12 protein-coding genes are annotated in these 14,697 nt (G+C 72.7%); 6 read left to right on the top strand and 6 right to left on the bottom strand.

Translation table 11 applies throughout. The annotated features are described in order from the left end of the window. Positions 1 to 30 precede the first annotated feature (30 nt). The 4 genes from ACQKM2_RS08490 to ACQKM2_RS08475 all read right to left on the bottom strand — a co-directional run bounded on the left by ACQKM2_RS08490 (position 31) and on the right by ACQKM2_RS08475 (position 4,306). A complete protein-coding gene (locus ACQKM2_RS08490) occupies positions 31 to 225 on the bottom strand; it encodes an SPOR domain-containing protein (protein WP_125598320.1) in 195 nt (64 codons plus the stop codon). A 298-nt stretch (positions 226 to 523) separates the two neighbouring features. Beyond that, positions 524 to 1,276, bottom strand: coding sequence for a GntR family transcriptional regulator (locus ACQKM2_RS08485; protein WP_427707650.1), 753 nt, complete (start codon positions 1,274 to 1,276; stop codon positions 524 to 526). A gap of 137 nt (positions 1,277 to 1,413) precedes the next feature. Beyond that, positions 1,414 to 2,571, bottom strand: coding sequence for a DUF4190 domain-containing protein (locus ACQKM2_RS08480; RefSeq protein ID WP_427707648.1), 1,158 nt, complete (start codon positions 2,569 to 2,571; stop codon positions 1,414 to 1,416). Between the two features lie 160 nt (positions 2,572 to 2,731). Beyond that, positions 2,732 to 4,306 carry a S8 family peptidase gene (locus tag ACQKM2_RS08475; RefSeq protein ID WP_427707646.1) on the bottom strand — a complete coding sequence of 525 codons (1,575 nt, stop codon included), beginning with the start codon at positions 4,304 to 4,306 and terminating at the stop codon, positions 2,732 to 2,734. A gap of 231 nt (positions 4,307 to 4,537) precedes the next feature. On the opposite strand from ACQKM2_RS08475, the gene ACQKM2_RS08470 reads away from it, so the two are divergent. Beyond that, on the top strand, positions 4,538 to 5,665 hold the full coding sequence (locus ACQKM2_RS08470; RefSeq protein ID WP_427707644.1) for a pyridoxal-phosphate dependent enzyme: 1,128 nt from the start codon (positions 4,538 to 4,540) through the stop codon (positions 5,663 to 5,665). Positions 5,666 to 6,037: 372 nt separating this feature from the next. Here the strand turns inward: ACQKM2_RS08470 and ACQKM2_RS08465 are convergent, their stop codons facing one another. Continuing rightward, positions 6,038 to 6,844, bottom strand: coding sequence for a phosphatase (locus tag ACQKM2_RS08465; protein ID WP_427707642.1), 807 nt, complete (start codon positions 6,842 to 6,844; stop codon positions 6,038 to 6,040). Positions 6,845 to 6,900: 56 nt separating this feature from the next. Continuing rightward, positions 6,901 to 7,479: an SACE_7040 family transcriptional regulator gene (locus tag ACQKM2_RS08460; RefSeq protein ID WP_007264172.1), complete on the bottom strand. Its 579-nt coding sequence runs from the start codon at positions 7,477 to 7,479 to the stop codon at positions 6,901 to 6,903. Between the two features lie 100 nt (positions 7,480 to 7,579). On the opposite strand from ACQKM2_RS08460, the gene ACQKM2_RS08455 reads away from it, so the two are divergent. The 5 genes from ACQKM2_RS08455 to ACQKM2_RS08435 all read left to right on the top strand — a co-directional run bounded on the left by ACQKM2_RS08455 (position 7,580) and on the right by ACQKM2_RS08435 (position 14,649). Continuing rightward, complete coding sequence (locus tag ACQKM2_RS08455) at positions 7,580 to 9,196, top strand: carboxyl transferase domain-containing protein (RefSeq protein WP_427707640.1); 1,617 nt, start codon at positions 7,580 to 7,582, stop codon at positions 9,194 to 9,196. Positions 9,197 to 9,221: 25 nt separating this feature from the next. Further along, positions 9,222 to 11,351: an acetyl-CoA carboxylase biotin carboxylase subunit gene (locus ACQKM2_RS08450; protein ID WP_427707638.1), complete on the top strand. Its 2,130-nt coding sequence runs from the start codon at positions 9,222 to 9,224 to the stop codon at positions 11,349 to 11,351. A gap of 11 nt (positions 11,352 to 11,362) precedes the next feature. Beyond that, on the top strand, positions 11,363 to 12,283 hold the full coding sequence (locus ACQKM2_RS08445) for a hydroxymethylglutaryl-CoA lyase (RefSeq protein ID WP_427707783.1): 921 nt from the start codon (positions 11,363 to 11,365) through the stop codon (positions 12,281 to 12,283). Between the two features lie 7 nt (positions 12,284 to 12,290). Further along, positions 12,291 to 13,451, top strand: coding sequence for an acyl-CoA dehydrogenase family protein (locus ACQKM2_RS08440; RefSeq protein ID WP_385761566.1), 1,161 nt, complete (start codon positions 12,291 to 12,293; stop codon positions 13,449 to 13,451). Between the two features lie 151 nt (positions 13,452 to 13,602). Beyond that, positions 13,603 to 14,649 carry an ABC transporter substrate-binding protein gene (locus ACQKM2_RS08435; RefSeq protein ID WP_427707636.1) on the top strand — a complete coding sequence of 349 codons (1,047 nt, stop codon included), beginning with the start codon at positions 13,603 to 13,605 and terminating at the stop codon, positions 14,647 to 14,649. Positions 14,650 to 14,697: the final 48 nt, after the last annotated feature.

Here is a 14,697-nt window from a genome sequence, read left to right as displayed (position 1 = left end):
GCGGAGCCTATGCCAGCGCCTTCAGCCGATTCAGTTGGTGGTGGCGGTCTGGCTTTCCTGTCCGATCCGCTCGACCCAGTAGAGCTGCTTGTGTCCCCGGTCGTCGAGGCTGTCGACGACCTTCTGGGCCTCGGCCCGGGTGGGATAGCGACCCACCCGGTAGCGGTTGCCGTTGTCGTCCTGACGTATGACCAGCCATGGAAGCAGGGCACCGCTGTCGGTCATCGCGCTTCACCCTCCGCCGCTGTACCTGCCCAGGAAACCGCATTGCGCATATGCCCGAGCTTACGCCCGACCTTTACTGAGCGGATACGGTTTTTCACGAAGAGGTACCCAGGGGGCGTACGCATCCGGCCAGGGGTACGAGCGGGGCGTGCGCGCCGGTCCGGACCCGGCGCAGGGAGCGCACCGGCGGGTGGGCGACGTGGGAGGGCCCGCCGCTGCGCGCGGGCCGAACTCGAACAAGGGTCCGGGGCGCACCCCGGACCCTGGTGAAACGACCGAAAACCCCGCACGGGCGCTGTTACCGGACAGGCAGGTGGTACGAGAGGCGGTAGCGGTCCGCCGGAACGACGACGTCCGCCGTCTCCACGGCGCGGCCCGACGCGAAGTACGTACGGCTCACCACCAGCACCACGTGCCCGGGGACCCCGCCCAGCGTCATGATCTCCTCGGCCAGGCCCGGCCGGGCCCCGACCTCCTCGACCACGTTGTCCACGACCACGTCGATCGCGGCCATCCGGTCCACCACCCCCGAGCCGCCCAGCGGCCCCTCCTCCGGCAGCATCACCGGGGTCCGGCCGGTCACCGCCAGGGGCTCCCAGGAGGTGGAGAGCATCATGGCCTCCCCCGCGTCGCGGAAGACGTACCGGGTGCGCATGACCCGGTCCCCCGGCTCGATGCCGAGGCGCTCCGCGATCCGGTCCGGCGCGGCCGTCTGCTCGCTGCTGGACTCCCACGTGCCGCGCGCGCCCGCCTCGGCCTGCTCCTGGCGGAACGGCGTCGACGCACCGGCCGAGCGGTAGCCGGAGCGGGCGACCCTGCGGGGCACGGGCTGCTCGCGCACGTACGTACCGGACCCGGAGCGGCCCTCCACCAGCCCCTCGGCCATGAGGACCTTGCGCGCCTCCAGCGCCACGGTGTCGGAGACCCCGTACTCCTCGCGGATCCGGGCCTGGGAAGGGAGCCGGGCGTGCGGGGGCAGGGAGCCGTCGACGATCTTCCGTCGCAGATCCCCGGCGACGCGGAGATAGGCCGGCTGCTCACCGAAAGTCACGAGCCACTCCCATCAGGTTGACAGACAGCTACACCCTGGCAACCGACGGTTGAGCAGCGCAAGCACGGGCCAGAGTTTCACCCGATGTGATGAACCCAGGTCACTCAAACCCGTTACCGCGCGTTACCCACAGGACCTCAGACGGATTCCGACGAGGGCCCCCGCCCGGACCCCGCCCCCGAACTGTCCGGACCCGGCAGCAGCCACTCCGGAACCTGCGTCGAGAGCCCGTACGACCCTCGCAGCGCCTTCTCCGTGTCCACGGACAGCGCCGCGAGCGCCGCGTCCCAGGCCCGCTGGAAGTCGCCCGGCCGGGCCGCCCGCGCCGCCCGCTGCCACTCCTTGCGCGCCGCGGCGACCTCCCGGAGCCGCGCCCCCGCCGCCGGGCCCGTGCCCTGGCGCGAGGTGACGCCCTGGAGCATCCGCTCCTGTGCCGCCAGCGCCTCGTCCACGCCCCGCGCCCACTTCTGGTGCTCGGGCAGCGCCTCGTCGAGCTCCCGGTCGGGGACGCGTCCCAGCGCCTGGTCCACGGTGTTCAGCGCGCCCAGCAGGGTCACCTGGTCCGGCGTCAGCATGCCCGCATCCTTGCGCAGACTGCCCTTGTGCTCCTGCGTCGACGTGCCGATGAGGCACAGGAGCCGCCGGTCGCCGTTCTGCCAGCTGTCCGGCGAGGGGGTGAAGTAGAACATCTCCGCGTACCCGGGCAGCGCCCACGAGTCCATCGCGTACGCGTCCTGCGCCTTCCAGCAGGCGTCCGTGGCGTTCTCCTTCAGCCACCCCTTGCTGGGGTAGGAGCTCTGCCCGATCACCGTCGCGGCCGTCACCTCGGCGTCGTGCACCCGGTCGCAGCCGATCCGGTAGGTGAAGCGGGCCTCGTCCAGGAGGTCGCCACCGGGGACGTTGAAGCAGTCGCCCGCGCGCAGCTCGTCCATCCCCGTCAGCTGGCCCTCGACCTGCTCCGCGTACCGCCCGCCGCCCAGCGCGCCGGCGAAGTGCTCCGCGTACCGGGTCACGCCGGTGACCAGGACGGCCGTCATCAGCAGCGAGACCACCAGGCCCGCGACGGCCAGGGCCCGGCCCCGCTCCCCCTTGCGCGCGATCTGCACCAGCGCCACGACGGCGAAGACGATCCCGAGCGGCGGGAAGCACAGCAGCCCGACCAGCAGGGAGGCCAGGGCGAACCCGTTGAGCGCGGGCGGGTGCCCGTACGCGGGCGGCGGCCCCCACACCGGCGGCGGCGGTGGCCAGGAGTGGCCCGGGCCGGCGGGGGGATGTTGCGGGGGCGGGGTGGTCACCGGGCGAGTGCTCCATCAGGGGCGGCGCGAACGAATGCGCGAAATAGTACGCAGCGGGGGCGACCGACTACTCGGTCGCCCCCGCGTTCATCGCGCGATCCAGCCTGTTATCGCGCCCCTCGCCACCCGGTCGCCCGGGCGGAGGAGTTCAGTGCCCCGGTCAGAACTGCAGCGCCCAGGAGTCGATCTTGCCGGTGTCGACGTTGGCGTTGTCGTTCACCCGCAGCTTCCACACCCCGTTGGCCACCTCGGACGAGGCGTTGACCGTGTAGGAGCGGATGATGTTGTCGGCGCTGCCGCCGCTGCGGTTGTGCAGGTTGTAGACCGAGCCGTCGGGGGCGACGAGGTCGACCTTCAGGTCACCGATGTAGGTGTGCTTGATGTCGACCGAGACGCTCAGCGCGGCCGGGGCGTTGCCGGAGATGCCGCTGACGGTGACCGGCGACTCGACGGTGGCGTTGTCGTTGACCGCGTAGTCGGCGGTGTTCTCGAACTTGGTGCCCGGGTTCGGCGGGGTGGTGCTCGCGCCCACGTTCAGCAGGCGGTTGGGGGACCCGGTGCCGGGGCCGGTCACCACGTTCGGGGTGGCCGCCGCGACGAGGCCGTCGCGGACCTGGGCGGGGGTGCTCGCCGGGTTCTGCGAGAGGTAGAGGGCCGCCGCGCCGACGACGTGCGGGGTGGCCATCGAGGTGCCCGAGATGGTGTTCGTCGCGGTGTCCCTGGTGCCCCAGGCGGAGGTGATGGAGGAGCCCGGCGCGAAGATGTCCAGGATGGAGCCGTAGTTGGAGAAGCTGGACTTCGCGTCGGTGTTGGTGGTCGAACCGACGGTGATGGCCTCGGCCACGCGCGCCGGGGACTTGGTGGAGGCGTCGGTGGACTCGTTGCCGGCCGCGACGCCGTAGGTGATGCCGGCGGCTATGGAGTTGCGCACGGCGGTGTCGAGCGCGGAGTCCGCGCCGCCGCCGAGCGACATGTTCGCCACGGCCGGCTTGACGGCGTTGCGGGTGACCCAGTCGATGCCGGCGACCACCTGGGCCGTCGTGCCGGAGCCGTTGTTGTCGAGGACGCGGACGCCGACGATCTTCGCCTTCTTGGCCACGCCGTACGCGCCTCCGGCGACGGTGCCGGCGACGTGCGTGCCGTGGCCGTGGCCGTCCTGGGCGGTGTTGTCGTTGTCGACGGCGTCGTAGCCGTAGGAGGCGCGGCCGCCGAAGTCCTGGTGGGTGATGCGGACGCCGGTGTCGATGATGTACGCGGTGACGCCCTCGCCGGCCTTGTCGGGGTAGGTGTAGCTCTGGTCGAGCGGGAGGGCCCGCTGGTCGATGCGGTCCAGGCCCCAGGACGGCGGGTTGGGCTGGGTGGCGTCGACCGTGAAGGTGCGGTTCTGCACGACCGACTGCACCGCCGGGTCGGCCGCGAGCTTTCTGGCCTGCGCCTCGGAGACCTCGACGGAGTAGCCGTTGAGGGCCGCGCTGTAGGTCCGGTCGATCTTCGCGCCGTACCGCTTCGCGACGGCCTTGCCGCTGTCCGCGGTGGAGCGGGCGGCGGAGTCCTTCAGGGTCACGATGTAGCTGCCGGGGACGGCCCCGGCGGCGCCTGCGTTCTCGATGACGCCCTGCGGGGCGCCGTCGGCCGCGGCGGCGGGTAAGGCGGCGGCCGCGCCGAGCGCGAGGGCCACGACGGCGGTCGCGCTGACGCCGGCGATCCTCCGGCGGGTGTGACGCATCACGGACATGTGGGGGGTCCTCCTCGTAGGGGGTGGTCTGCGGGTGCCGGGCGGCGGTGCGAGGACACGCGGAAGAACTCTTTTCAGGCATGTCCATGACAACGAATCCGCCCCAACGGGCCGTCGTCCCCGAAAGGTTGACCCACCCCGCCGCCATCCCACAAGAGCACAACGGACGCACCACGGACGCGTAACATCCGTGCCATACAACGGCCATGAACGAGCAAAGGTGCTCCGCACATGACGCACGCACTTCCTGGTTACGTCTGCCCCGAGGACGGCACGCACGCGGACGTGCGGACCGCGCCGTGGTGCTGCCCCCTGTGCGGCGGCCCCTGGGACCTCGACTTCACACCCGATCCGGCCACCCCCCTCGAACCGGCGGCCGGACCCCACTCGCTGTGGCGGTACGCGCCCGCACTGCCCCTGCCGGGGGCGTTCTCGGTCTCGCTGTCGGAGGGGCACACCCCGCTGGTGCCGCTGTCGGAGCGGATTCACGCCAAGCTCGACTTCCTCATGCCGACGCTGTCCTTCAAGGACCGGGGCGCCGTCATGCTCGCCGAACTGGCGCGCCGGCTGGCCCCCGAGCGGGTCGTCGCCGACAGCAGCGGCAACGCGGGCACGTCCGTGGCGGCGTACTGCGCGCGGGCCGGGCTGAGTTGTGAAGTTTTCGTGCCGGAGGGCACTTCGGAGAAGAAGACGGAGCAGATGCGGGCCCACGGGGCCGCCGTACGCGTCGTCGCGGGCGGCCGCGAGGCCACGGCGCGGGCCGCGCGGGCGGAGGCGGACGAGCCGGGGGTGTTCTACGCCAGCCACGTCTTCAACCCGTACTTCCTGCACGGCACCAAGACGTACGTCTACGAGATCTGGGAGGCCCTCGGCGGCCGGCTCCCGGAGGCGCTGGTCGTGCCGGTGGGCAACGGCACCCTGCTGCTCGGCGCGGCCCTGGCGGTGGAGGAGCTGGCCGCCCGGCACGGCGTACGGCCGCCCGCGCTGATCGGGGTCCAGGCGGAGGCCGTGTCCCCGCTGGCGGCCGCCTTCGCGGCGGGCGCGGAGGACGCCGCCCCGGTGCCGCAGCTGCCGACGGCGGCGGAAGGCATCGCGATCCCGGCCCCGCCGCGGGCCCGGCAGATCCTGGCGGCGGTCCGCAAGTCCGGCGGCACCTTCGTGACGGTCCCGGACGACCGGCTCCGCGAGGCGCAGCGGGACCTGGCGCGGCGCGGCCTCTTCGTGGAACCCACGGCGGCCGCCTGCTGGGCGGCGGTCGCCCCCGGCGCCCCCGGCGACCCGCTCCGCGGACGCCGGGCGGTCGTCCCGCTGTGCGGGGCGGGCGCCAAGACCGGCCTGGCCGGGGGAGCCCCTTCCTGACGGGCCGCACTCCTTCTCGACGCGCCGCTCGCGCGGCTCGGCCGCGGGCGGCCTCCCCGGCTTCGCGCCGCTGCGCCGGACTCCGCCCGTCGGGTGCGGGGCGGGGCCGGTTCGGGTGGCTGATGCCGGTGGGTCGGGTGCGGGTGGTTGCCCGCTGCGCGGGGCTGGTCCCCTACCCGCCCTTCCACCGTTCCCCGGGCGCTGCCCGGACCCTTACGGGCGCTCCGCGCCCGTCGCCTCAAACGCCGGCGGGGCTATTTATAGCCTCGCCGGCGTTTGAGGCGCGGGGGTCCGGGGGCGGAGCCTCCGGGGAACGGGCGAAGGGCGGGTAGGGGACAGCCCCGCAGGGCCGAGGCCCCCGCCCGGCCAGGGCTACCGCAGGCCCGCCGCCGAGAGGAGGTAGGCCACCATCGGGTCGTAGAAGCGCGGGTCGCGGACGTGGTCGTCCAGGGGGACCGCGACCTGGAGGGTGCCCTCCGCCTCGCCGAGGAACAGCGCCGGGTCGTTGCAGTCCGCGTACCCCACCGCGTCCAGCCCGCGCTGCGCCGCGCAGCCCGCCCAGCCGTGGTCGGCGACGACCAGGTCCGGCTGCGGGCGGCCCTCCGCCGCGAGGCCGTCCAGGATCGCGGCCATCGGGGCCGGGGAGTGGGTGTGCCACAGGGTCGCGCCCCGCTCCAGCACGGCCACGTCGGCGAACTGCCACACCGAGCCCTCGTCGGCGACCAGGCCGGCCGGGATCCGGACGATCTCGCAGCCCGCGGCGCGCAGCGCGTCGGCGGTGGCGCGGTGGACGTCGAGCAGGCCGCCGGGGTGGCCGGTGGCCAGCAGCACGCTGTGCCGGTCGAGGGCGGCCTTGTGCAGCCGGGCCGCCATCCGGTCCAGGCCGGCGACGGTCAGTTCCGGGTCGATGGTGTCCTGGCCGGCCCGGTGGGCCGGGTCGTCGACGACGCCGACGCGCTCGGCCATCACGGCCAGTACGTCCTGCTCGTCGGCCCAGCGGTCGCCGAGCTCCAGGCCGAGCCAGTAGTGCCGGTCGCCGTTGGCGAGTTTGCGGTAGTGGGAGAGGTTGTTCTCGCGCGGGGTGGCGACCTGCCCCGCGATCCGCGTGCGGACCAGGTGGTCGATGAGTTCGGCGCGGCTGGGTACGGGCGTCTCTATCGGCTTCGGCATGCGGCCCATTCTGCCGCCGCCGACCCGGAGGCGTCCGTTCCGCCAAGCACCCCTTGAGCCGGGCCTCACCCCGACAGCGCCCCGAAGGCCCCGTTGGCCAGCCTGCGCAGCAGGGACTCGGTGGCCTCGCGGCCCGGCGCGGCCAGGTGGGGGGTGGAGTTCAGCAGGCCGAAGACGGCGTGCACGGCCACCCGCACCTCCGCCTCGCCGACCTCGGGGTGCAGTTCCCGTACGACCTCCACCCACAGCTCGACGTACTGCCGCTGGAGCTGGCGCACGAGCTTGCGGTCGGCCTCGCGCAGCCGGTCGAGCTCGCGGTCGTGCAGGGTGATCAGCGCCCGGTCGTCCAGGGCGAAGTCGATGTGCCCCTCGACGAGGGAGGCGAGGATCGCCTCCGGGTCCCCGGCGGCCTCCTCGACGCGCCGCCGGCCGCCGGTCAGCAGCCGCTCGCTGATCCCGACGAGCAGCTCGGCGAGCATGGCGTCCTTGCCGGCGAAGTGCCGGTAGAGGCCGGGGCCGCTGATGCCGACCGCCGCCCCTATCTCGTCCACGCCGACGCCGTGGAAGCCGCGCTCCGCGAAGAGACGAGCGGCCTCACTGAGGATCTGCTCGCGACGGGTCGGGGTGGCCGCTCTGGTGCTCATGGAAATCCATTCTAGACAGGGCGGTTAGCGCTCGTTAACCTGAAACCCAAACGCGTTAACGGTCATTAACAAAGCGTGCACGAGCAAGGGAGCTCGACCGATGCAGCAGGCACCAGTGCTGACGAGCGCCGCGGACCCGGCGTCCGAGGCCTGGCGGACCAATGAGGCCGCCCACCGCGAACTGGCCGAAGGCCTGCGCGCCCGGCTCGACGCGGCCCGCCTCGGCGGCGGCGAGAAGGCCCGCGCCCGCCACACCGCGCGCGGGAAGCTGCTCCCCCGCGACCGCGTGGACACCCTCCTCGACCCCGGTTCCCCCTTCCTGGAGCTGGCCCCGCTGGCCGCCGAGGGCATGTACGGGGGCGCCGCCCCCGCCGCCGGGGTGATCGCGGGCATCGGCCGGGTCAGCGGGCGCGAGTGCGTGATCGTCGCGAACGACGCCACCGTCAAGGGCGGCACGTACTACCCGATGACCGTCAAGAAGCACCTGCGCGCCCAGGAAGTGGCCCTGGAGAACCGTCTCCCCTGCCTCTACCTGGTCGACTCCGGCGGCGCCTTCCTCCCCATGCAGGACGAGGTCTTCCCCGACCGGGAGCACTTCGGCCGGATCTTCTACAACCAGGCCCGCATGTCCGGGGCCGGCATCCCGCAGATCGCCGCCGTCCTCGGCTCCTGCACGGCCGGCGGAGCGTACGTGCCGGCGATGAGCGACGAGGCCGTCATCGTCCGCAACCAGGGCACGATCTTCCTCGGCGGCCCGCCGCTGGTGAAGGCCGCCACCGGCGAGGTGGTCACGGCCGAGGAGCTCGGCGGCGGCGAGGTCCACTCCCGGGTCTCCGGCGTCACCGACCACCTCGCGGAGGACGACGCGCACGCACTGCGGATCGTCCGGAACATCGTGGCGACCCTGCCCGCGCGCGGGGCCCTGCCCTGGTCGGTCGAGGCTCCCGAGGAGCCCAAGGTGGACCCGAACGGCCTCTACGGCGCGGTCCCCGTCGACTCCCGCACCCCCTACGACGCCCGCGAGATCATCGCCCGCGTCGTGGACGGCTCCCGCTTCCAGGAGTTCAAGTCGGAGTTCGGGCAGACCCTGGTCACCGGCTTCGCCCGGATCCACGGCCACCCGGTCGGCATCATCGCGAACAACGGCATCCTGTTCGCCGAGTCCGCCCAGAAGGGCGCCCACTTCATCGAGCTGTGCGACCAGCGCGGCATCCCGCTGCTCTTCCTCCAGAACATCTCCGGCTTCATGGTCGGCCGCGACTACGAGGCGGGCGGCATCGCCAAGCACGGCGCGAAGATGGTCACCGCGGTGGCCTGCGCCCGGGTCCCGAAGCTGACCGTGGTCGTCGGCGGCAGCTACGGCGCGGGCAACTACTCGATGTGCGGCCGGGCGTACTCGCCGCGCTTCCTGTGGATGTGGCCCAACGCCAAGATCTCGGTGATGGGCGGCGAGCAGGCCGCCTCGGTGCTGGCCACCGTCAAGCGGGACCAGATCGAGGGCGCCGGCCAGGAGTGGCCCGCCGAGGACGAGGAGGCCTTCAAGGCCCCGGTCCGCGCGCAGTACGAGGAGCAGGGCAACGCCTACTACGCGACGGCGCGGCTGTGGGACGACGGGGTCATCGACCCGCTGGAGACCCGGCAGGTGCTGGGGCTGGCCCTGACCGCGTGCGCGAACGCCCCCCTGGGCGACTCCGGCTTCGGCATCTTCCGTATGTGACGTGAGTGACGTGAGGACCCCTTCGATGTTCAGCACTGTTCTGGTCGCCAACCGCGGCGAGATCGCGGTACGCGTCATCCGCACCCTGCGGCAGCTCGGCATCCGCTCCGTCGCCGTCTTCAGCGACGCCGACGCCGACGCCCGCCACGTACGGGAGGCCGACACGGCCGTCCGGATCGGCCCGGCGGCCGCCGCCGAGAGCTACCTGTCGGTGGAGCGGCTCCTCGACGCCGCGAAGCGCACCGGCGCCGAGGCCGTCCACCCCGGCTACGGCTTCCTCGCCGAGAACGCGGCCTTCGCGGCGGCCTGCACGGAGGCCGGGCTGGCCTTCATCGGGCCGCCCGCCTCCGCCATCTCCCTCATGGGAGACAAGATCACGGCCAAGGAGACGGTCCGCGCGGCCGGCGTCCCGGTGGTCCCGGGCTCCTCCGGCAGCGGCCTGACGGACGCCGAACTGGCCGCGGCCGCCGCGGAGATCGGCATGCCGGTCCTGCTCAAGCCCTCCGCGGGCGGCGGCGGCAAGGGCATGCGCCTGGTGCGCGACGAGGCGGTGCTCGCCGAGGAGATCGCGGCCGCCCGCCGCGAGGCGAAGTCCTCCTTCGGCGACGACACCCTGCTCGTGGAGCGGTGGATCGACCGGCCCCGGCACATCGAGATCCAGGTGCTGGCCGACGCGCACGGGAACGTGGTGCACCTGGGCGAGCGCGAGTGCTCCCTGCAGCGGCGCCACCAGAAGGTCATCGAGGAGGCCCCCTCGGTCCTGCTGGACGAGAAGACGCGCGCGGCGATGGGCGCGGCGGCCGTGGAGGCGGCGCGCTCCTGCGGGTACGTCGGCGCGGGCACGGTGGAGTTCATCGTCCCGGGCGGGGACCCGTCCTCGTACTACTTCATGGAGATGAACACCCGCCTCCAGGTGGAGCACCCGGTGACCGAGCTGGTCACCGGCCTGGACCTGGTGGAGCAGCAGCTGCGGGTCGCCTCCGGCGAGCCGCTGCCCGTCACCCAGGACGGGATCCGGCTGACCGGGCACGCGATCGAGGCCCGCGTCTGCGCGGAGGACCCGGCACGCGGGTTCCTGCCGTCCGGCGGCACGGTGCTGGCGCTGTCGGAGCCGGACGGCGGGGCGGTGCGGACGGACTCAGGCCTGACGGCTGGGGTGCCGGTCGGCTCCACGTACGACCCGATGCTGTCGAAGGTCATCGCGTACGGGCCGGACCGGGCCAGTGCCCTGCGGGTGCTGCGGGGTGCCTTGGCCGACACCGTGATCCTGGGCGTCCAGACCAACGCCGGGTTCCTTCGGCGCCTGCTCGCGCACCCCGACGTGGTGTCGGGCGACATGGACACCGGCCTGGTGGAGCGGGACCTCGGCGGGCTCCTGCCCGAAGGGGTGCCGGCCGAGGTGTACGCGGCGGCCGCCCTGCTGGCTTCTTCCCCCCACCCCGCCCCTTCCCGAAACCGGGCTCTGCCCGGACCCGCGCCTCAAACGCCCGCGGGGCTGGATGGCGGCGGTTGGGTCGACCCCTTCTCCTCCGGCAACGGCTGGCGCCTGGGCGGCACCCCCGCCTGGGCAGTGCACCACTTCCGCCTGCCCGGGCAGGACCCGGTCGCGATCCGCACCCGGCAGCGGGGCAGGGCGCAGGAGCTCCTGCTGCCCGCACCCGACGGCGGCGCCGCAGCAGATCAAGCCCCGCCGGCGCTTGAGGCGCGGGGTCTGGGGCAGAGCCCCAGCGGCCCGGCCCTGGGCCGGATCGTGGCCCTGACCCCCGACACCCTCACCATCGAACTGGACGGCATCACCCACCGGTTCGCCCACGCCACCTCCCCGGAGGGGACCTGGCTCGGACGCGACGGCGACAGCTGGCACGTCCAGCACCACGACCCGGTGGCAGCCGCCCTGAGCGGGAGTGGACACTCCGGCGCGGACACATTGGCCGCCCCCATGCCCGGCACCGTCACCGTCGTCAAGGTGGCCGTCGGCGACAAGGTCACGGCCGGGCAGAGCCTGCTGGTCGTCGAGGCGATGAAGATGGAGCACGTCATCTCCGCCCCGCACGCCGGCACCGTCACCGAACTCGACGTCACCCCGGGCACCACCGTCGCCATGGACCAGGTCCTGGCCGTGGTGACCGCCGACGAAGAGGAGGAGGCCTCGTGAACGGGCTGCCCATGACCGTCCCGGCCCCCGCCGGGCTCCCGCCCCGCGTCCGCATCCACGAGGTCGGCGCGCGCGACGGGCTGCAGAACGAGAAGACGGCCGTGCCGACCGGGGTGAAGGCCGAGTTCGTCCACCGGCTCGCCGCCGCCGGCCTGACCACCATCGAGGCCACCAGCTTCGTCCACCCCAAGTGGGTCCCCCAACTCGCCGACGCCGAGCAGCTCTTCCCCCTCCTCTCCGACGTGGACGCGGCACTCCCGGTCCTGGTCCCCAACGAACGCGGCCTGGACCGGGCGCTCGCCCTGGGGGCGACCCGCATCGCCGTGTTCGGTTCGGCCACGGAGACCTTCGCCGCCCGCAACCTGAACCGGACGGTCGCCGAGTCCCTCGCCATGTTCGAGCCCGTGGTGGCCCGCGCCAAGGCCGGGAAGGCGCACGTGCGGGGCTACCTCTCGATGTGCTTCGGGGACCCGTGGGAGGGGGCCGTCCCGGTCCACCAGGTGGTCCGCGTCGCGAAGGCCCTGCTCGACCTCGGCTGTGACGAGCTGAGCCTCGGCGACACCATCGGCGTCGCCACGCCCGGCCACGTGCAGGCCCTGCTGTCCGAGCTGAACGCCGCGGGCGTGGGGACCGACCGGATCGGCGTGCACTTCCACGACACCTACGGCCAGGCGCTCTCCAACACCCTCGCCGCGCTCCAGCACGGCGTGACCACGGTCGACGCGTCCGCCGGCGGCCTCGGCGGCTGCCCGTACGCCAAGAGCGCCACCGGCAACCTCGCCACCGAGGACCTGGTGTGGATGCTCGACGGCCTCGGCATCGAGACCGGGGTCGACCTGGCCGCCCTCACCGCCACGAGCGTGTGGATGGCCGAACAGCTGGGTCGTCCCAGCCCCTCCCGCACCGTCCGCGCCCTCTCCCACAAGGAGTAGTCACACCATGTCCCTCGACCACCGGCTCACCCCCGAGCACGAGGAACTCCGCCGCACCGTCGAGGCGTTCGCGCACGACGTGGTCGCGCCGAAGATCGGCGACCTGTACGAGCGGCACGAGTTCCCCTACGAGATCGTCCGCGAGATGGGCCGCATGGGCCTGTTCGGCCTGCCGTTCCCGGAGGAGTACGGCGGCATGGGCGGCGACTACCTCGCCCTCGGCATCGCCCTGGAGGAGCTGGCCCGCGTCGACTCCTCGGTCGCGATCACCCTGGAGGCGGGCGTCTCCCTGGGCGCCATGCCCCTGTACCTGTTCGGCACGGAGGAGCAGAAGCAGCAGTGGCTGCCGAAGCTCTGCTCGGGCGAGGTGCTCGGCGCGTTCGGCCTGACCGAGCCCGGCGCGGGCAGTGACGCGGGCGGCACCCGCACCACGGCCGTGCGCGACGGCGACGAGTGGGTGATCAACGGCTCGAAGTGCTTCATCACCAACTCCGGCACGGACATCACCGGCCTGGTCACCGTCACGGCCGTGACGGGCCGCAAGGCGGACGGCCGCCCGGAGATCTCCTCGATCATCGTCCCGTCCGGCACCCCGGGCTTCACGGTGGCCGCGCCCTACTCCAAGGTCGGCTGGAACTCCTCCGACACCCGCGAGCTGTCCTTCGACGACGTACGGGTGCCGCTCGCCAACCTGGTGGGCCAGGAGGGCCGCGGCTACGCCCAGTTCCTGCGGATCCTCGACGAGGGCCGGATCGCCATCGCGGCCCTGGCCACGGGCCTCGCGCAGGGCTGCGTCGACGAGTCGGTGAAGTACGCCAAGGAGCGGCAGGCCTTCGGCAGGCCGATCGGCGACAACCAGGCCATCCAGTTCAAGCTGGCCGACATGGAGACGCGCGCCCACATGGCCCGTATCGGCTGGCGCGACGCGGCCTCCCGACTGGTGCACGGGGAGCCGTTCAAGAAGGAGGCGGCGATCGCCAAGCTGTACTCCTCGACGGTCGCCGTCGACAACGCCCGGGACGCCACGCAGATCCACGGCGGCTACGGCTTCATGAACGAGTACCCGGTGGCCCGCATGTGGCGCGACTCCAAGATCCTGGAGATCGGCGAGGGCACGAGCGAGGTGCAGCGCATGCTGATCGCCCGCGAACTGGGCTTCGCCGGCTGACGCAACACCCGCCCCGCGTGCGGGGAACGACGAGGGGACCCGAAAAAAATTAGGGTCCCCTTACCGTTTTCGGCCAAGGTTAGGCTAACCTTCCCACCGAACGGCCTCGGGTCCCCCGGCCGCCCCTGCACGTACGAAAGCGGACTTCCCCATGCCCAAGCCCAGCTCCACGTTCCTCTCCCGCCGCGGTCTCGTCGCCGCCGGCGGCGCCCTCGGCCTCGTCGCGGCACTCACCGCGTGCGGCGGCAACGACAAGGCGAAGGACGCTGAGGGCGGCAAGGGCGGCACGGCCGCCGCCTCGGGCGCATGGAGCTTCAAGGACGACCTGGACAAGACCGCCTCCGCCAAGTCCACGCCGAAGAACATCGTGGCCTACACCGGCACCGCCGCCGCGCTGTACGACTACGGCGTGCAGGTCAAGGGCGTCTTCGGCCCGACCAAGCTGGCCGACGGCAAGCCCGACCCGATGGCCGGCTCGATGGACATCTCCAAGGTCGAGATCCTCGGCAACGTCTACGACGAGTTCAACGTCGAGAAGTACGCGGCCCTCAAGCCCGAGCTGCTCGCCACCAACACCTGGGACGGCACGTACTGGTACGTCCCCGAGGCCTCCAAGGACAAGATCCTGAAGCTGGCCCCGGCCGCCGCGATCGGCGTGGGCGACAAGGCCTCCATGGACAAGGCCCTGGAGCGCACCGCGGACCTCGCCAAGTCCCTCGGCGCCGACCTGAACTCGAAGAAGGCCGCCGACGCCAAGGCCCGCTTCGACGCCGCCTCCGCCAAGGTCCGCGAGGCCGTCAAGGCCAACCCGGGCATCAAGGTGCTCGTCGGCTCCGGCGCCGACCAGCTCTTCTACGTCTCCACCCCGAAGACCTCGGCCGACCTGAAGTACTTCGAGTCCCTGGGCGTCGAGTTCGTCTCCCCCGAGCAGGACAAGCTGGACCCGCAGGGCTTCTACGAGAGCCTGAGCTGGGAGAACGCCGGCAAGTACAAGGCCGACGTCGTCCTCCTCGACAACCGCACCCAGGCCCTGCAGCCCGAGGCCCTGAAGGCCAAGCCGACCTGGAACGAGCTGCCCGCCGTCAAGGCCGGCCAGGTCGCCCCGCGCGTGACCGAGCCGATCTACTCGTACGAGAAGTGCGCGCAGCTCCTCGAGGACCTCGCCAAGACCATCCAGAACGCCAAGAAGGTCTCCTGACCCTCTTCCGCCGGTCCTGAAGGCCGGGCCGCGGGCCACCGCCCGCGG

It is taken from the genome of Streptomyces sp. NPDC004126 (genome assembly GCF_050275515.1).
GTDB lineage: Bacteria > Actinomycetota > Actinomycetes > Streptomycetales > Streptomycetaceae > Streptomyces.
This window is presented reverse-complemented; position numbering and strand designations above follow the sequence as displayed.